The following is an 18,366-nucleotide window of genomic DNA, read 5'->3' on the forward strand; positions in this document are numbered from 1 at the left end:
CCTGCCTCATGACTCTGGCCCAGGCCCACGCCCTGCTGCAAACGCTGCTGCCGCAGGCCCGGCTGGTGGGCGAGGGCACGACGCCGCTGCAGCGCGTGCACAGCGACACCCGCAGCCTGCAGCCCGGCGACCTCTTCGTGGCCCTGCGCGGCGAGCGCTTCGATGCCAACGACTTCCTGGCCCAGGCCCGCGAGGCCGGTGCCGCTGCGGCCTTGGCCGAGCGCGGCCTGGAGGCCGCCGGCCTGCCCGGCATCGAGGTGCCTGACGCCAAGGCAGCCCTCGGCCTGCTGGCCCAGGCCTGGCGTGCCCGCCTGCAGCTGCCGGTGATCTCGGTGACCGGCAGCAATGGCAAGACCACGGTCACGCAGATGATCGCCAGCATCCTCACGGCCTGGCTGGGCGAGGACGCCCTGGCCACCCAGGGCAACCTCAACAACGAGATCGGCGTGCCCCTGACCGTGCTGCGCCTGCGCCAGGACGACACCCGCTGGCACCGCGCCGCGGTGATTGAACTGGGCATGAACCATCCCGGCGAGATCGCCCCGTTGGCCGCCATGGCCCAGCCCACGGTGGCACTGGTCAACAACGCCCAGCGCGAGCACCAGGAGTTCCTCGGCACGGTGGAAGCCGCCGCGCGCGAGAACGGCGAGGTGATCCGCGCCCTGGCCGCCAACGGCGTGGCCGTGTTCCCGGCCGAGGACGCCTGTGCCCCGATCTGGCACGAGCTGGCTGGCGCGCGCGCACAGCTGAGCTTCGCGCTGCAGGGCCAGGCCGATGTGAGCGGCCGCGCTCAGTGGGTCGATGCCGGCCACTGGGCGCTGGAGCTGCACACGCCGGCGGGAGACGCCCCGGTGGTGCTGTCGGTAGCCGGTCAGCACAACGTGCGCAATGCGCTGGCGGCTGCGACCTGCTGCCTGGCGGCAGGCGCGCCCCTGGCCTCGGTGGTGCAGGGGCTCGAAGCCTTCCGCCCGGTCAAGGGGCGCTCGGCCTTGCGTCGGATCGAGTGGGCAGGGCAAGACCTGACCCTGATCGACGACAGCTACAACGCCAACCCGGACAGCGTGCGGGCGGGCATCGAGGTCCTGGCCGACCTGCCAGGCAGCAGCTGGCTGGTGCTGGGCGACATGGGCGAGGTCGGTGACCAGGGCCCGGAATTCCACCGCGAGGTGGGGGCCTACGCGGCCCAGCGGGGCCTGGCCGCGCTGTGGTGCGCGGGGCCGGCGGCGGCCCATGCGGCCGCGGCCTTTGAGGCGTCGGGGGGCGCGGGCGGCCACAAGGACTGCCGCGCCTTCGCGACGGTGGACGAGCTCATCGCGGCGCTGGGCGCCGCACCGGAAGTCAAGAACGTGCTCGTCAAGGGATCGAGATTCATGCGCATGGAACGGGTGGTGGCGGCCTTGGCCGGCACGCAGGACCAAGGGGGCGCTCATGCTGCTTAGTCTGGCGCAATGGCTGGCCGGGATGTTCCCCGAGTGGGGCTTTCTGCGGCTCTTCAACTACATCACCTTCCGCGCGGTGATGTCGGCCATGACGGCCCTGCTGATCGGCCTGGCCTTCGGGCCCTGGGTGATCCGCCGCCTGACCGAGATGAAGATCGGCCAGCCCATCCGTGAGTACGGCGTGCAGCAGCACCTGGCCAAGAGCGGCACGCCCACCATGGGCGGGGTGCTGATCCTGATCGGCATCGGCATCTCCACTCTGTTGTGGTTCGACTGGACCAACCGCTTCGTGTGGGTGGTGATGCTGGTCACCATGGGCTTTGGCGCCATCGGCTGGGTCGATGACTGGCGCAAGGTGGTCTACAAGGATCCCGAGGGCATGAAGAGCCGCGAGAAGTTCTTCTGGCAGTCCCTGATCGGGCTGATCGCCGCGCTGTACCTGGCCTTCTCGGTCTCCGAGACCAGCTTCCTGGGCGTGGTCCAGCTCTTCTTCCGCTGGATCTCCAGCGGCTTCTCGACCGAGCTGCCGCCCAAGGCCGACCTGATGGTGCCCTTCTTCAAGACGGTGAGCTACCCGCTGGGCGTCTTTGGCTTCATCGGCCTGTCCTACTTCGTCATCGTGGGCACCAGCAATGCGGTGAACTTCACCGACGGCCTGGACGGCCTGGCCATCATGCCCGTGGTGCTGGTGGGCTCGGCGCTGGGCATCTTCGCCTACCTGACCGGCTCCTCGGTCTACGCCAAGTATCTGCTGCTGCCCTACATCCCCGGCGCCGGCGAGCTGCTGATCTTCTGCGGCGCGCTGGCGGGGGCAGGTCTTGCCTTCCTGTGGTTCAACACCCATCCGGCCCAGGTCTTCATGGGCGACGTGGGCGCGCTGGCCCTGGGCGGCGCCCTGGGCACCCTGGCGGTGATCACGCGCCAGGAGATCGTGCTTGGCATCATGGGCGGCGTCTTCGTGGCCGAGGTGCTCTCGGTGATGCTGCAGGTGACGTGGTTCAAGTACACGAAGAAGAAGTTCGGCGAGGGCAAGCGCATCTTCAAGATGGCGCCGCTGCACCACCACTTCGAGAAGTCGGGCTGGAAGGAGACGCAGGTCGTCGTGCGCTTCTGGATCATCACCATGCTGCTGTGCCTGATCGGCCTGTCCAGCCTGAAATTGCGCTGAACATGGCCCACCCCCTACGCGCTTCGCGCGCCCCCTTCGAGGGGGCGAGCCCGACGGACCGGCAGAGCCGGATCCGCGCGCTCCGCTGGACGGCATGGGCGGACTGCATGGAGAGTCGCACATGAGGCAGCTGCATGGTCTGTCCTTGCTGATCCTGGGTCTGGGAGACTCCGGGCTGGCCATGGCCGCATGGGGCGCGAAGCATGGCGCGGCGCGCATCCAGGTCTGGGACTCGCGCGAGCAGCCGCCGCAGCTGGCGGCCCTGCGCGAGCAGCTGCCCATGGCCGAGTTCTTCCATGGCGAGCTGGCGGAGTCGGCGCTGAACGGCGTGCACCTCGTGCTGAAGAGCCCGGGACTGTCGCCACTGGATGGCCGCCTCGTGCCGCTGCTGTCGCTGGCCAAGGCCACCGGCATCCCGGTGCAGGGTGAGCTGGACCTGTTCGCCCGCGCCCTGGCCGACCTGAAGGCCGAGCGCCGCTACGAACCCGCCGTGCTGGCCATCACCGGCACCAATGGCAAGACCACCACGACCTGCATGACGGCTCTGCTGGCCGAGCGCGCGGGCAAGCGTGTGGCCGTGGCCGGCAACATCGGACCCAGCATGCTGGGCCTGCTGGGCGCGGCCATGGACCTGGAGCCAGCGCCCGCAGCCGTCGAGGCGCCTGCCGCCGCTGGCGATGAAGATACGCTGCCGCTGGAGGCCGCGGCAGAGCTGTCCGCCGAGCCTGCGGACGCCGAAGCGCTGCCGCTGACGGATGAGGGCGACGCATCGAATGAGGCGCAGGCGAAGGCCTCAGTCGATGACGAGGCCGCCCCGGCTGCTGACTCCGCCACCGCCGACTTCGCCCGCGCTGATGCCAGCGTCGCGCTGCCCGCCGACGCCCCTTCCACCCTCGAGACCGTCGCCGCCCTGCTGGACGAGCAGCCCCTGCCCATCAAGCCCCCGCCCCCGAAGCCGCCGGTCTTCGAGCACCTGCCCGAGGTCTGGGTGCTGGAGCTCTCCAGCTTCCAGCTCGACACCGTGGTGGGCTTCGAGCCCACGGCCGCGGCAGTGCTGAACCTCACCCAGGACCACCTGGACTGGCATGGCGACATGGCCGCCTACGGCCGCGCCAAGGCCCGCATCTTCGGCCAGCAGGCGCTGATGGTGATCAACCGCGACGACCCGGAGGTCGAGGCCATGGTGCCTGCGCCGGTGTCCGTCAAGCAGGGTCGCGGCCGACCGACCAAGCTGGTCTCGCGCGAGGTCGTGCGCTTCGGCCTGAATGCGCCCATGAACCCGGGTGACTACGGCCTGGTGATGGAGGGCGGCATGGCCTGGCTGGTTCGCGCCCGCGAATCCGATGACACGGTCAAACGCAGGCCTGTTCGCCCTTACGCCGCTACGCGGCTGCCCTCCGAAGGGGCTGAGAAGGCTTGGGGCGGCCCGGCGCCTTCTCGGGACGAGCCCGAAGAGATCCTGCTGCAACGCCTGATGCCCGCCGACGCCCTGCGCGTGCGTGGCCGCCACAACGCCGCCAACGCCCTGGCCGCCCTGGCCCTGGCCTCGGCCGCGGGCTGCGCGCTGGCGCCCATGCTGCACGGCCTGCGCGAGTACCGAGGCGAGCCGCACCGCGTCGAGTACGTGGCCACCGTGCGCGGAGTGGACTTCTATGACGATTCCAAGGGCACCAACGTCGGCGCCACCGTGGCCGCCATCAAGGGCCTGGGGGCCGACCGTGCGCCTGCGAAGCTCGTGATGATCCTGGGCGGCGACGGCAAGGGGCAGGACTTCTCGCCCCTGCGCGAGGGCCTGGCCCAGCATGCCCGCGCCATCGCCCTGATCGGCCGCGACGCGCCCGAGCTGGCCGCCACGCTGGAGGCCCTCGACCTGCCTGTACAGACGCACGAGAGCCTGGAAGCGGCCACCCGCTGGTGCCTGGCGCAGGCACAGGCCGGTGACAGCGTGCTGCTGAGCCCCGCCTGTGCCTCGCTGGACATGTTCCGCAACTACGCCCACCGCGCCGAGGTCTTCGTGACCACGGTTGAGGCACTGGCCAACGAGGAGGGCCTGGCCTGATGGCTGCCGAAGCGCTCCAGGGCCTGGGCGAGAAGCTCCGTGGCCTCTTCTCCCGCGCTGGCGCCGATGCCGGCGCCGATGCCGTGCCGGTGCGTGACTGGGTCTCCACCTCGGCCGGCCAGCCCACGCGCCTGCAGGGCTTTGACATCACCCTGCTGTGGGTGGTGATCGCCATGATGGCCCTGGGCCTGCTGATGGTCTATTCGGCGTCCATCGCGATGCCGGACAACCCCAAGTTCGCCAAGTACCTGCCCACGCACTTCCTCACGCGGCACATCGTGGCCATCGGCCTGGGACTGCTGGCCGGGCTGATCACGGTGCAACTGCCGGTGAGCACCTGGGAGAAGGTGGCGCCCTGGCTCTTCGTGGCGGCCCTGGTGCTGCTGGTGGCGGTGCTGATCCCGCATGTGGGCAAGGGCGTCAACGGTGCGCGGCGCTGGCTGCCCCTGGGGGTGATGAACTTCCAGCCCTCTGAGCTGGCCAAGCTGGGGATCGCGATGTACGCGGCCAGCTACATGGTCCGCAAGATGGACGTGAAGGAGAACTTCTTCCAGGCCGTCTGGCCCATGGCCGTTTCGCTGGCCGTGGTGGGCGTGCTGCTGCTGGCCGAGCCCGACATGGGCGCCTTCATGGTGATTGCGGCCATCGCCATGGGCATCCTCTTCCTGGGCGGCGTCAACGGGCGCATGTTTTTCCTGATCGTGGCGGTGCTGATCGGCGCCTTCGTGCTGATGATCACCTTCAGCGAGTTCCGCCGCGAGCGCATCTTTGCTTATCTCAACCCCTGGGACGAGAAGTACGCGCAGGGCAAGGCCTACCAGCTGACGCACTCCCTGATCGCCTTCGGCCGCGGCGAGTTCTTCGGCCAGGGCCTGGGCGGCAGCCTGGAGAAGTTGCACTACCTGCCCGAGGCCCACACCGACTTCCTGCTGGCCGTGATCGGCGAGGAACTGGGCTTCGTGGGCGTGGCCATCGTGATCTTCGGCTTCTTCTGGCTGACCCGCCGCATCTTCCACATCGGCCGCCAGGCCATCGCACTGGACCGCGTCTTCGCGGGGCTGTACGCGCAGGGGATCGGTATCTGGATCGGCGCGCAGTCCTTCATCAACATGGGCGTGAACCTGGGCGCGCTGCCGACCAAGGGGCTGACGCTGCCGCTGCTGAGCTTTGGCGGCTCGGCCATCCTGATGAACTGCGTGGCGCTGGCCATCGTGCTGCGGATTGACATCGAGAACCGACAGCTGATGCGGGGAGGGCGAGCATGAGCACCGCACGGCTGCCCGTAGGGGCTCCTTCCCGCCTGGCGGGACAGCACGCAGTGCGAAGGGTGCCCCAATGAGCACCCGCCACCTGGTCATCATGGCGGCCGGCACCGGCGGCCACATCATCCCCGGCCTGGCCGTGGCTGAGGAGATGAAGCGCCGCGGCTGGAGCGTCAGCTGGATCGGCACCGAGACGGGCATGGAGAACCGCCTCGTGCCGCCCACCGGCATCCCCCTGGACCGCCTGGCCTTCGCCGGCCTGCGTGGCAAGGGCCTGCGCCATTCCTTCACCGGTCTCTTCACCCTGGTCCGCGCCTTCGTGCAGTCCCGCATGGTCTATGTGACCCGCGACGCCGATGCCGTGCTGGGCATGGGGGGCTATGTCTGCGTGCCCGGCGGCTTCATGGCCTGGCTGATGCGCAAGCCCCTGGTGCTGGTCAATGCCGATGCCGCGCCGCTGATGTCCAACCGTCTGCTCAAGCCCTTTGCGCGACGCATCGCCTTCGGCTTCGAGGGCGAGGCTGCAAAGGCCCTGGGCGACAAGGCCCTGGTCTGCGGCAACCCGGTGCGCGCCGCCATCGAGGCCCTGCCCGCGCCGGCCGAGCGCTATGCAGGTCGCAGCGGCCCGCTGCGCCTGCTGGTGGTGGGCGGATCGCTGGGCGCCAAGGCACTCAACGATGTGCTGCCCCAGGCCGTCGCCCGCATGCCTGCACAGCAGCGCCCCCTGGTCGTGCACCAGACCGGCCAGGGCCAACAGACCCAGGTGCAGGCGGCGTACAAGGCGGCAGGCGTGGAGGCGGACGTGCGCCCCTTCATCGACGACATGGCCCAGGAGCTGGCCGCCTGCGACCTCATCCTCTGCCGAGCAGGCGCCGTGACGGTGAGCGAGCTGTGTGCCGCGGGCGTGCCGTCCATCCTCGTGCCCCTGGTGGTCCAGACCACCTCGCACCAGCGCGACAACGCCGCCTACATGGCAGACAAGAGCGCCGCTCTGCACCTGCCGCAGGGCGAGCTGACGCCCGAGCGTCTGCAGCAGCTGCTGTCCACACTCTCTCGCGAGCGCCTGCTGCAGCTCGCCACGAATGCCCGGGCCCTGGCCCGTCCCCAAGCGGCCTCGCGTGTGGCCGATGAAATCGAGAGGCTGGCCAAGGCCTGAGACTTCCATGAGACACGCCATCAAGCACATCCATTTCGTCGGCATCGGTGGTGCCGGCATGAGCGGCATCGCCGAGATCCTGCACAACCTGGGCTACACGGTCTCGGGTTCGGACCAGGGCGAGAGCGTCACGACGCAGCGCCTGGCGCAGCTGGGCCTGCAGGTGCACATCGGCCATGCGGCCGCGCACATCACGGGGGCGCAGGTGATCGTCACCTCCACCGCAGTGAAGGCCGACAACCCCGAGGTGCTGGCCGCCCGAGCCGCCCGCATTCCCGTGGTGCAGCGCGCCGTGATGCTGGCCGAGCTGATGCGCCTGAAGCAGGGCATCGCCATCGCCGGCACGCATGGCAAGACCACCACCACCTCGCTGGTGACCTCGGTGCTGGCCGAGGCCGGCGCGGACCCGACCTTCGTGATCGGCGGCAAGCTGAACTCGGCCGGCGCCAACTCGGCGCTGGGGCAGGGCGACTACATCGTGGTCGAGGCCGACGAGTCCGATGCCTCGTTCCTGAACCTGCTGCCCGTGATGGCGGTCGTCACCAACATCGACGCCGACCACATGGACACCTACGGCCACGACTTCGCCCGCCTCAAGCAGGCCTTCGTGGACTTCCTGCACAAGATGCCCTTCTATGGCGCAGCCATCCTGTGCGGCGACGACGAGGGCGTGCGCTCCATCATGCCGCTGGTGTCGCGCCCCATCGTCAGCTACGGCCTGGGCGAGCACAACGCCGTGCGTGCCGTCAACGTGCAGGCCCTGGCCGGCGGCCAGATGCGCTTCACGGTGCAGCGTCGCTTCGAGGGCGCGCCGCTGCCCGAGCTGGACATCACGCTGAACCTGGCCGGTCATCACAACGTGCTCAATGCCCTCGCCGCCATCGCCGTGGCCACCGAGCTGGAGCTGGCGGACGCACCCATCGCGGCCGCCCTGGCCCGGTTCGGCGGTGTGGGCCGCCGCTTCCAGCGCTACGGCGAGCTGCCGGCGGGCGATGGCGGCCGCTTCACCCTGATCGACGACTACGGCCACCACCCCGTGGAGATGGCCGCCGTGCTGTCCGCGGCGCGCGGTGCCTTCCCCGGCCGTCGTCTGCTGCTGGCCTTCCAGCCGCACCGCTACACCCGCACCCGCGACTGCTTCGCCGACTTCGTCCGCGTGATCGGCCAGGCCGACGCGGTGCTGCTGACCGAGGTCTATGCCGCGGGCGAGGCCCCCATCGCCGGCGCCGACAGCCAGTCCCTCGCGGCCGCGATCGAGGCCGCGGGCGGCAAGCCGATCTTTGTGCCGGACGTGGACCTGCTGCCGGCCACCATCGCCAGCGAGAGCTGCGAGGGCGATGTGGTGATCGTGATGGGCGCGGGCTCCATCGGCGCCGTGCCGGCGCGCACCGTTGAACTGCTGAAGGAGGCCGCCGAATGAGCCTGGACCTGAACATCGATCCCAAGGCCCTGGGCAAGGTGGCCGTGCTCTTCGGCGGGCACAGCGCCGAGCGGCCGGTCTCGTTGATGAGCGGCCAGGGCGTGCTCGCCGCGCTGCAGTCGGTGGGCGTGGACGCCCATGCCTTCGACCCCGCCGAGCGTCCGCTGCAGGCACTCAAGGACGAGGGCTTCGACCGCGCCTTCATCGCCCTGCATGGCCGCGGCGGCGAAGACGGCTCGCTGCAGGGCGCGCTGGAGTGGCTGGGTATGCCCTACACCGGCTCCGGCGTGACGGCCTCCGGCGTGGCCATGGACAAGACCATGACCAAGCGTGTCTGGGCCGCCGAAGGCCTGACGACGCCCAAGTACCTCGCCCTGAGCCGCAGCGAGCTGACGCGCGAGCGCATCCGCAGCATCCCCGACGAGCTGGGCCTGCCCGTGGTGGTCAAGCCGCCGCACGAGGGCAGCAGCATCGGCATCACCAAGGCCGTGGGCTACTCGGTGATGCAGGAGGCCGTCGAGCTGGCCCTGGGCTTCGACGACGAGCTGCTCTTCGAGGAATGCATCGAGGGCCCCGAGCTGACCTGTGCCGTGCTGGGGCAGGGCGACGGGGCCGTGGTGCTGCCTGTGGTCGAGATCCGCGCCGTGGGTGGCGACTACAACTTCGAGAACAAGTACGTCACCGACACCACTCAATACTGCTTCGGCACCCTGCCGCCCTCACTGGAGGCCGAGATCCAGCAGATGGTGCTCAAGGCCTATCGCCTGCTGGGCTGCCGCGGCTGGGGCCGCGCCGACCTGATGCTGCGCAAGTCCGACATGAAGCCCTTCCTGCTGGAGATGAACACCAGCCCGGGCATGACCTCGCACTCCCTTGTGCCCAAGGCCGCCAAGGCCATGGGCATCGAGTACCCGCAGCTGTGCCTGTGGCTGCTGGCCCAGGCGCAGACCGACCGCAAGCTGCCAGCCGGCAAGACCTGACCCCCAGACCCGACCGCCCGACACGCCATGCGTTCGACCACCCTCCACGCCCCGCTGCCGCCGGACATACGCCTGATGAACGGCGTGTCGGCGCTGCTGGTGCTGGGCGTGCTGCTGGCAGCCCTGGGCTTGGGCCTGCAGTGGCTGGTGCGCCAGCCGGTCTTCGCCATCCGCTCCATCACCGTCGAGGGCGACGTCAACCGCAACAGCGCCGCCTCGCTGCGCGCCAATGCCCTGCCGCGCATGAGCGGCAGCTTCCTCAGCATGAACCTGCAGCAGACCCGCGCTGCCTTCGAGGCCGTGCCCTGGGTGCGCCATGCCACGGTGCAGCGCCTGTGGCCTGCCCGCCTGCAGGTGACGCTGGAGGAGCACCAGCCCGCCGCCTACTGGGAGACCAAACCCGAAGGCGCCGATGCGGAGAGCGACGCCACCGTCGAGCGCCTGCTGGTCAATGACCACGGTGAGGTCTTCCAGGCCAATCTGGGCGATGTGGAGGACGAGGACTTGCCCGTGCTCTCAGGTCCGGACAAGAGCTCGGCCCACATGCTGGCGCTGTGGCGGCAGCTGCAGGCACAGACGGCGCACCTGGAGGACAGCATCAGCCGGCTCGACCTCTCCGGCCGCGGCTCCTGGCGCGCCACGCTGGAGAAGGGCACGGTCATCGAGCTGGGCCGCGGGACCGACGCCGAGGTGCTGGCCCGCTACACGCAGTATGTGAGCAGCATCACCCAGGTCAGCGCCCGTTTCCATACCGCCGTGCTCAGCGCGGACCTGCGCCATGTCGATGGCTATGCGGTCCGGCTGCGCGGCATCTCGACATCCGCAGCGACGCCGGCCAAGCCCGGCGCGAAGAAGAACTAGTGAAGGACTGACATGGCCAAGGAATACAAGGATCTGGTCGTCGGCTTGGACATCGGCACCGCCAAGATCATGGCCGTCGTGGCCGAGGTCATGGGCAATGGCGAGCTGCGCATCGCGGGCCTGGGCGTGGCGCCTTCGCACGGGCTCAAGCGCGGCGTGGTGGTGAACATCGACGCCACCGTGCAGTCCATCCAGCAGGCGCTCAAGGAGGCCGAGATGATGGCGGACTGCAAGATCAGCCGCGTCTTCACCGGCATCACAGGCAGCCACATCCGCGGCCAGAACTCCACCGGCATGGTCATCGTGCGCGACAAGGAGGTCACCCCGGTGGACGTTGCCCGCGTGGTCGAGACCGCCAAGGCCATCAACATCCCCAACGACCAGCGCCTGCTGCTGGTCGAGCCGCAGGAATTCGTGATCGACGGCCATGAGGTCAAGGAACCCATCGGCATGAGCGGCGGCCGCCTGGAGGTCAAGGTCCACATCGTGACCGGCGCTCAAAGTGCCGCCGAGAACATCGTCAAATGCGTGCGCCGCTGCGGCCTGGAGGTGGACCAACTGGTGCTCAACCCCAGCGCCTCCAGCCTGGCCGCCCTGACCTCGGACGAGCGGGACCTGGGCGTGGCGCTGGTGGATATCGGCGCCGGTACAACGGACGTCGCCATCTTCACCGGCGGCTCCATTCGCCATACCGCCGTGATTCCCATCGCCGGGGATTTGATCACCAGCGATATTGCGATGGCCCTGCGCACACCGACCAAGGATGCCGAGGAAATCAAGGTCGAGCATGGCGTGGCCAAGCAATTGCTGGCCGACCCCTCTGACCAGGTCGAGGTGCCGGGTTTGGGCGATCGGGCGCCCCGGATGCTTTCAAAACAAGCACTTGCGGGTGTTATTGAACCCCGTGTCGAGGAAATCTTCTCTCTGGTCCAGCAGGTCATCCGCGAATCCGGGTATGAGGAGCTGCTGTCCTCGGGGATTGTGCTGACCGGGGGCTCGGCGGTCATGCCGGGTATGGTCGAACTGGCCGAGGACATTTTCCTCAAACCCGTGCGGCGCGGAAACCCGACCTATAGCGGCGCCCTGTTCGACATGGTGGCCAACCCGCGTTCGGCCACGGTGATGGGCCTGCTGGAGGAGGCCCGGCTGTCGCGCACCCGCGGCTTGAAGGCGGCGCAGCAGGCGGGCTCGGTGAAAACCCTGTTCGGCCGCGCCAAGGACTGGTTTCTGGGGAATTTCTGAGACCCACCGGCCAAAGGGTATGGACCGGTTTGGGCGGGTTTGATGAGGACGTGTTGGTGAATATGGGACCGGGATGAGCCCGCAAGGGTCCTGGAATGTGGTGTAAAGGGATACAAACCCCCAAAAAACAAGGGGGGTACCCATAAAAAAGGGTAGATCCCTCTCGTTTTTTTCTGCTGGCAACTGCACAATTGCTGAAGGAGGTATGTTATGGCGATCGAGATGATCGAAGAGTTTGATCAGGGCACCCAAATCAAGGTGATTGGTGTCGGTGGCGGCGGTGGCAACGCGGTCGATCACATGATTGATCAGGGCGTGCAAGGCGTGGAATTCATTTGCGCCAATACCGATGCACAGGCACTGAACCGTTCCAAGGCCGACCAGCTGCTGCAGCTGGGCACCACGGGCCTGGGCGCAGGCGCCAAGCCCGAGGCCGGCAAGGCTGCCGCGGAGGAGGCCGAGGCCCGCATCCGCGAGGCCATCACGGGCGCCAACATGCTCTTCATCACCGCCGGCATGGGCGGTGGTACCGGCACCGGCGCGGCCCCCGTGATCGCCCGCGTTGCCAAGGAGATGGGCATCCTGACGGTGGGTGTGGTGACCAAGCCCTTCGAGTTCGAAGGCTCGCGCCGCATCAAGGCTGCCGACAGTGGCCTGGCCGAGTTGGAGGCCAACGTCGATTCCCTCATCGTCGTGCTGAACGAGAAGCTGTTGGACGTGCTGGGCGAGGACGTCACCCAGGACCAGGCCTTCGCGCACGCCAATGACGTGCTGAAGAACGCCGTGGGCGGCATCTCGGACATCATCCACATCCCCGGCCTCGTGAACGTCGATTTCGAAGACGTCAAGACCGTGATGAGCGAGCCTGGCAAGGCCATGATGGGTACGGCGCAAGCCACCGGCCCGGACCGCGCCGCTAAGGCGGCCGAAGCCGCCGTGGCCTGCCCGCTGCTGGAAGGCATCGACCTCTCCGGCGCGCGGGGCGTGCTGGTGCTGATCGCCGCGGGCAAGAGCAACTTCAAGCTCAGCGAGTCCCGCAACGCGATGAACACCATCAAGCGCTATGCGGCCGAGGATGCCCACATCATCTACGGCACCGCCTACGACGAGAGCCTGGGCGACGCCATGCGCGTCACCGTGATCGCCACCGGCCTGTCGCGCCGCGCCGCCCAGCAGCAGCCGCTGCAGGTCGTGCAGCAGCAGGCCCAGCTGCGCACCGGCACTGACAACATGCCGGTGCTGACCAACCCCGTGATGATGGGCAACCCCGCCATGGGCGCCCCGGTGCCCACCGCGCAATCGGTGGCCCAGGACTTCGGCGGCATGAGCGTGCCCAGCGTCTGGCGTCATGGCCGCACGGCCGCCGCCAAGGTCGAGGCCCTGTCCTCCAACGGCATGGACGAGATCGAGATCCCGGCCTTCCTGCGCAAGCAGGCAGACTGAGCCTCCCGCGGGCCCTTGCGCCCGCCGCCCCCGGCGACTCGTGCCCCGCCGGGGGGGGGCTCGCTGACTTCACCCGTCGCGCCTTACCTCCTTCAGGCGCGGACGGGTGTTTTTGTTTGTAAGTCCGCTGGGCTGCGCTTCGTATTTACGCGACGCTCCCCATGCTTGCGCGGGACGTCCGTCTTGGCAGCCTTGGTCGCTCGGCGCAGACTGCAGCCGCTTCGCGGCATGCATGCCGCCACTATTTCAATAACTCATGGCTGTTGTTGGGCGGCGTCGTCAGCCGGATACGTTCTTGCATTTCCCGGCGTGGATCCTGGGGCTTTTGCTGGCGCTGCTGCTGTGCGCCCCGCAGGCCCGGGCCCAGGTGCCGCCGCGCCTGCACCCCGAGTTGCCGACCATGCGCGCAGGCGAGCAGGCCCGCACGGCGGAGCTGGCCGTCACCGCGCTGAGCCGCCAGGACCTGCAGGCCTGGTGGACCGCGCTGCGCCGCATCGACGGCAGCAATGCGGCACTGCCCGCGACGCTGCTGCCCCCCGAGGAGGTGCAGGCCTGGCGGCAGGTGGACCTGCCGGACATCCGTCAGCGCGCCATCAGCACCGATTTCTCCGGCCCCGCCGAGTACCAGATGCGCTGGTACCGCTTCCGCTACCGCGCGCCGGATGACCGCTGGCCCACCAGCGTGGCGCTCTACAGCCCCAAGGTCGTGGGCATGGCAACGGCGGTGCTGGTGCGCACCGAGGCCGGCTGGCGCCCCATCTACGACAACCAGGCCGGTGCCCGCGAGCAGTGGGTGCGGCCGCTGTGGGCGCTGATCCCCGGCGCGCTGACGGCCCTGCATGAGGGGCAGGACATGGAGATCGTCCTGGCCGTGCCCGTGCACCGCAAGGGCTTCTACACCGTCACCACAGCCTGGCTGGGGGCGCGCGAGGACCTGGAGCCCATGGTCGAGCGCCGCTGGGCCCTGCAGATCGGCGTGCCCCAGGCCACGGGCCTGACCCTCGTGGTGCTGGCCCTGTTCTCGATCACGCTGTGGTGGTGCCGCCGCCAGGAGCCCGCCTACCTGCTCTTCACCCTGGCCAGCCTGGCCTGGCTGCTGCGCAACCTGCATTACCACCTGGACATGCCGCGCAGCCTCGACGCCCTGGACTGGTTCTGGTGGCTGACGCATGCGTCCATGTCCTGGGTGATGCTGCTGACCTTCATGTTCGCGCTGCGCTTCGTGCCCACGCGCTACCGGCGCTTCGAGCGCTTCGGGCTGGGCTTCGTCGTCGTCACAGGCCTGCTGACCCTGCCGACCTGGGGCCGCTTCTATGACACCGTGGTGGCCCAGCACCTGGCCAACGGGGTCGTGGGGATCCTGGGCACGGGCTTCATGCTGCGCGTGGCCTGGCGCGCACGCAGCCGCGAGCTGTGGGCCATCGTCATTGCCCTGGTCATCGGGCTGGGGCTGGGCGTGCACGACCTGGGCCTGCTGGCAGGCTGGGGCTGGCCCGAGCACATCTACCTGATGCCCTTCAGTACCTTGATCATCGTAGCCAGCTTCCTCTATGCGGTGCGCAGTCGCTACTTGGGCGCGCTGAACCAGGTCGAGCGGGCCAACGAACACCTGGCCCAGCGCCTGTCCGAGCAGGGCCGCCAGCTCTCGGCCCAGCACGAACAGTTGCGCGAGGCCGAGCGTCAGCAGGCCCTGCTGCTGGAACGCCAGCGCCTCATGCAGGACATGCACGACGGTCTGGGATCCTCTCTGCTTTCGGCCATGGTGGCCGTGGAGCAGGGCCGCATGGAGCAGCCCACCGTGGTGGAGGTGCTGCGCGAATGTGTGGACGACCTGCGCCTGGTGATCGACTCCCTGGAGCCCGTGGGCCACGACCTGGTCTCCCTGCTGGCCACCATGCGCTACCGCCTGGCCAAGCGCCTGCAGGGCTCGGGCCTGGTGATGGAGTGGGACGTGCAGGACCTCCCGCCACTGCCCTGGCTGGAACCGCCGGATGCCCTGCATGTGCTGCGTCTGCTCCAGGAGGCCCTCAACAATGTGCTCAAGCATGCCCGCGCCCAGCGCGTGCGTATTGCCACGCGCGACCTGGGCGACCGCATCGAGATCCGTGTGGAGGACGACGGCCAGGGCTTCGACATGGCCTCGGCGCGCAAGGGCCGTGGCCTGCGCAACCAGGTCAAGCGCGTGCAGCGCCTGGGCGGCACCCTGCACGTGGACAGCGCGCCGGGCCTGGGCACTCGGCTGAGCCTGCGCCTGCCCGTGAGCAAGGGGGAGGATGGCACCTCGGGCGCCGATCCGGGCCCGCCCGCCATGGCCCCGGGCGGGCAGGGCGGGGCCTGATCGCCGACAATAGGCGCATGCTCAAGCAAAGAACCCTGAAGTCGCTGACCCGCGCCGTCGGCGTGGGCATCCACAGCGGCCAGAAGGTCGAGATGACGCTGCGGCCTGCCGCACCCGACACCGGCATCGTCTTTCGCCGCATCGATCTCAACGTGCCCGTGGACATCCCCGTGCGCGCCAGCACAGTCTGTGACACCCGCATGGCTACCACCGTGAGCCCCGGCGGCGACCCGGGTGCGCCGCGCGTGCAGACCATCGAGCACCTGCTCTCGGCCTGCGCCGGCCTGGGCCTGGACAATCTCTACGTGGACATCACCGCCGACGAGGTCCCCATCCTCGACGGCTCGGCCGCCAGCTACGTCTTCCTGCTGCAGAGCGCCGGCATCCAGCTGCAAGACGCGCCCAAGCGCTTCCTGCGGGTGAAGAAGACGGTCGAGGTGCGCCAGGGCGAGGGCAAGCGCCTGATGTGGGCGCGTCTGGAGCCCTGGCATGGCTACACCCTGTCCTTCCAGATCGAGTTCGACAACCCCGCCGTCGCGGCCACGGGCCAGCAGTTCACCTTCGACATGGGCTCCGGCCTGTACAAGAAGCAGATCGCCCGTGCCCGCACCTTCGGCATGACCAAGGACATCGAGCTGATGCGCTCCCGCGGCCTGACCCTGGGCGGCGCCATGGACAACGCCATCGTCGTGGACGACTACCGCGTGCTCAATGCCGACGGCCTCCGCTACGACGACGAGTTCGTCAAGCACAAGATCCTCGACGCCATCGGCGACATGCACGTCGCCGGCCACCCCATGCTGGGCGCCTACACCTCCTTCAAGGGCGGCCACGCCCTGAACAACCAGCTGCTGCGCGCCCTGCTGGCCGACGAGGCCAACTACGAGATCGTCACGTTCGAAGACGAGCGCGAGGCACCGCAGGGTTTTGCGGCGCTGGCGCCGGCGTGGTGATGGCCCAATCGTTGCCTCTGTGCTTGGCTACGCGCAGATGTCTTGATAATGCCTGTCTCGTCAGGGACCTCTTTGGCTCACGGTGCTGACGAAAACTTGGGGATTCCGGCATGTTGCGAACGGTGAACATTCATGGCTTCAAGTCCATCCATGAGGGAACGATTGAGCTGGGGCGCCTGAACTGCTTCATCGGCGCCAATGGTGTGGGCAAGAGCAATGTTCTTGAGGCGCTCGGGGTTCTGGGCGCTGCAGCCAACGGCGTGGTGGATGACGAGAGCCTGCTCCGCCGAGGCGTGCGCGCGGGCTTGCCACGCTTGTACAAAAGCTCCTTTGCCACGGAGCGCACGCCGGCCCATATCGGTATTGGCGTCGTGGGTGACCAGCGCGAAGCCTATCGAGTCTCCTTGCTGAACCCCTTGCTGTCGCCGGAGCCGGCTTGGTCCTACAAGACGGAGGTCTTGAGCGATGGTGTGCATGAACCCGTCTCGGATGGTGTCCGAAACAAGAAGAACTTGAACCCTCAAGCCGGTCTGGCGGCGCTCAAGATGGTGGATCTGGATCCGGGCAACGCGGCCGCGAGGCTGATGCAACGCCTACAGGAATACGCGATCTACTGCCCGAACACACCCACGCTGCGGGGAATCGCACCTGACGTGCAATCGCGGTGGCCGGTCGGCTTGAATGGGGGCGGGCTCGCCGAAGGCTTTGAGGCACTAAATACGCATCTGAAGTCGCTTGGTGAGCCGGGCGAGGAGACCCTGGATGAAGTGCTGGAACTGATCGACTGGGTGGCTGATGTTCAGGCCACGAGCCACGGTGCTTCGCTCGTGTCCAGTAAGGTTCCCCGAACGAAGCTGATGCTGAAGTTCACCGACCGCTTCATGAATAAATCCCGCAACGAGTTGACGGCCTACGATGCCAGCGAGGGTGCGCTGTACATCATCTTTTGCGCCGTGTTGTGCTTGTCACCCCTGGCCCCCCTTACGCTGGCCATCGATAACCTGGACCAGGCACTCAATCCCAGGTTGCTGGCTAAGATGACCTCGCGCTTGTCGAGCTGGCTTTGCAAGAATCCCGGTGATCGGCAGTTGCTTTTCACCGCGCACAATCCGGCGGTGCTGGATGGCCTGGACCTGGATGATCCAGAAACACGCCTCTTCGCCGTGGAGCGCAACGGCAACGGGCTGACGGTTGTGCGCCGCGTCGAAATATCTCCGGCGCTGGCTCGGCAGAACAGGGAGTACCCGCTTTCTCGCCTTTGGATGATGGGGAGCCTGGGAGCTGTCCCCAATGTCTGACATGCACATCGCATTGGTGGCCGAGGGGCCTACTGACTACGAAATCGTCAAGGCTTCACTTCTGGCGATTTTGCCCAGGTCCTTTGTGCTAACACCTTTGCAGCCCGAGCATACGCGCCCAGATATGGGAACGGGATGGAGCGGCGTTCTCAAGTGGTGTCATGCCGCTGGTCATCGACATGCAGGGACGCTGGACACTGATCCTACGCTTGAAGGTTTCGATCTTCTGATCATTCACCTCGATGTAGACGTGGCGGCAGCCTCCTATGAGGACTGTGGGCCAGCCGTGACCGAAATGGCCCTTGCCAATGAATGGGCGGATTTGCCTTGTGCGCAGCCGTGCCCACCCGCTTCTGCCTCAGTTGCACCGTTGACAGGCGCATTGATGAGCTGGCTTCAGCCGGCTCAGCCTGGAGCGAAGACCGTGCTTTGTCTGCCTGCCCAGTCCATCGGTGCCTGGTTGGCCGCGGCGACCTTGCCTTCTGGCCACGCTTTGCTGTCCGCTGCGGAGTGCAACGCTCAGTTGGAGTCGAGGCTGAGGAATCTACCTCTGAGCCAGAGAATCAAGAAGACGCCACGAGACTACAGGGCAGCTGCCAGCAAGGTGGCTGCGAATTGGGACGCGATCCGCGCACACTGCGGGCAGGCTCGAGCATTTGAGCAGGCGGTGCTTGCAGCGCTTTGACACGCCATGCCAAGTCGAAGATGAGAGGCACGATCAAACTCTCCCCAATCCGGACCTGACCC

At 67.9% G+C, this 18,366-nt stretch carries 14 protein-coding genes; all 14 read left to right on the forward strand.

Translation table 11 applies throughout. The annotated features are described in order from the left end of the window. The first annotated feature begins 8 nt into the window (after positions 1-8). A complete protein-coding gene (gene murF / locus H5407_RS12905; protein WP_183104860.1) occupies positions 9-1,439 on the forward strand; it encodes a UDP-N-acetylmuramoyl-tripeptide--D-alanyl-D-alanine ligase in 1,431 nt (476 codons plus the stop codon). Then, the gene (gene mraY / locus H5407_RS12910; protein ID WP_183104861.1) at positions 1,429-2,607 is read left to right on the forward strand and encodes a phospho-N-acetylmuramoyl-pentapeptide-transferase; all 1,179 of its coding nucleotides are present in this window, start codon (positions 1,429-1,431) and stop codon (positions 2,605-2,607) included. The genes murF and mraY overlap by 11 nt, the downstream gene beginning before the upstream one ends. Positions 2,608-2,728: 121 nt before the next feature. Then, on the forward strand, positions 2,729-4,666 hold the full coding sequence (murD, locus tag H5407_RS12915; protein ID WP_183104862.1) for a UDP-N-acetylmuramoyl-L-alanine--D-glutamate ligase: 1,938 nt from the start codon (positions 2,729-2,731) through the stop codon (positions 4,664-4,666). Further along, a complete protein-coding gene (gene ftsW, locus H5407_RS12920; protein WP_183104863.1) occupies positions 4,666-5,931 on the forward strand; it encodes a putative lipid II flippase FtsW in 1,266 nt (421 codons plus the stop codon). The genes murD and ftsW overlap by 1 nt, the downstream gene beginning before the upstream one ends. A 70-nt stretch (positions 5,932-6,001) precedes the next feature. Continuing rightward, on the forward strand, positions 6,002-7,084 hold the full coding sequence (murG, locus tag H5407_RS12925) for an undecaprenyldiphospho-muramoylpentapeptide beta-N-acetylglucosaminyltransferase (RefSeq protein ID WP_183104864.1): 1,083 nt from the start codon (positions 6,002-6,004) through the stop codon (positions 7,082-7,084). A 7-nt stretch (positions 7,085-7,091) separates the two neighbouring features. Beyond that, positions 7,092-8,504 carry a UDP-N-acetylmuramate--L-alanine ligase gene (murC, locus tag H5407_RS12930; RefSeq protein WP_183104865.1) on the forward strand — a complete coding sequence of 471 codons (1,413 nt, stop codon included), beginning with the start codon at positions 7,092-7,094 and terminating at the stop codon, positions 8,502-8,504. Then, complete coding sequence (locus tag H5407_RS12935) at positions 8,501-9,484, forward strand: D-alanine--D-alanine ligase (protein ID WP_183104866.1); 984 nt, start codon at positions 8,501-8,503, stop codon at positions 9,482-9,484. Before murC ends, H5407_RS12935 begins: the two co-directional genes overlap by 4 nt. Before the next feature lie 27 nt (positions 9,485-9,511). Then, positions 9,512-10,345, forward strand: a complete 834-nt coding sequence (locus H5407_RS12940; RefSeq protein ID WP_183104867.1) for a cell division protein FtsQ/DivIB — start codon at positions 9,512-9,514, stop codon at positions 10,343-10,345. 12 nt (positions 10,346-10,357) lie between these two features. Continuing rightward, positions 10,358-11,587 (forward strand): cell division protein FtsA, encoded by a 1,230-nt coding sequence (gene ftsA, locus H5407_RS12945; RefSeq protein WP_183104868.1) that lies wholly within the window; start codon positions 10,358-10,360, stop codon positions 11,585-11,587. 210 nt (positions 11,588-11,797) lie between these two features. Beyond that, positions 11,798-13,030: a cell division protein FtsZ gene (gene ftsZ / locus H5407_RS12950; RefSeq protein ID WP_183104869.1), complete on the forward strand. Its 1,233-nt coding sequence runs from the start codon at positions 11,798-11,800 to the stop codon at positions 13,028-13,030. A gap of 295 nt (positions 13,031-13,325) precedes the next feature. After that, a complete protein-coding gene (locus H5407_RS12955) occupies positions 13,326-15,368 on the forward strand; it encodes a sensor histidine kinase (RefSeq protein WP_183104870.1) in 2,043 nt (680 codons plus the stop codon). A gap of 17 nt (positions 15,369-15,385) precedes the next feature. Then, positions 15,386-16,321 carry a UDP-3-O-acyl-N-acetylglucosamine deacetylase gene (lpxC, locus tag H5407_RS12960; protein ID WP_183104871.1) on the forward strand — a complete coding sequence of 312 codons (936 nt, stop codon included), beginning with the start codon at positions 15,386-15,388 and terminating at the stop codon, positions 16,319-16,321. Between the two features lie 110 nt (positions 16,322-16,431). Continuing rightward, complete coding sequence (locus H5407_RS12965; RefSeq protein WP_183104872.1) at positions 16,432-17,619, forward strand: AAA family ATPase; 1,188 nt, start codon at positions 16,432-16,434, stop codon at positions 17,617-17,619. Next, positions 17,612-18,304: a hypothetical protein gene (locus tag H5407_RS12970; protein ID WP_183104873.1), complete on the forward strand. Its 693-nt coding sequence runs from the start codon at positions 17,612-17,614 to the stop codon at positions 18,302-18,304. Before H5407_RS12965 ends, H5407_RS12970 begins: the two co-directional genes overlap by 8 nt. Positions 18,305-18,366: the final 62 nt, after the last annotated feature.

It is taken from the genome of Mitsuaria sp. WAJ17 (assembly GCF_014174515.1).
In the GTDB taxonomy this organism is placed as follows: domain Bacteria; phylum Pseudomonadota; class Gammaproteobacteria; order Burkholderiales; family Burkholderiaceae_C; genus Roseateles_B.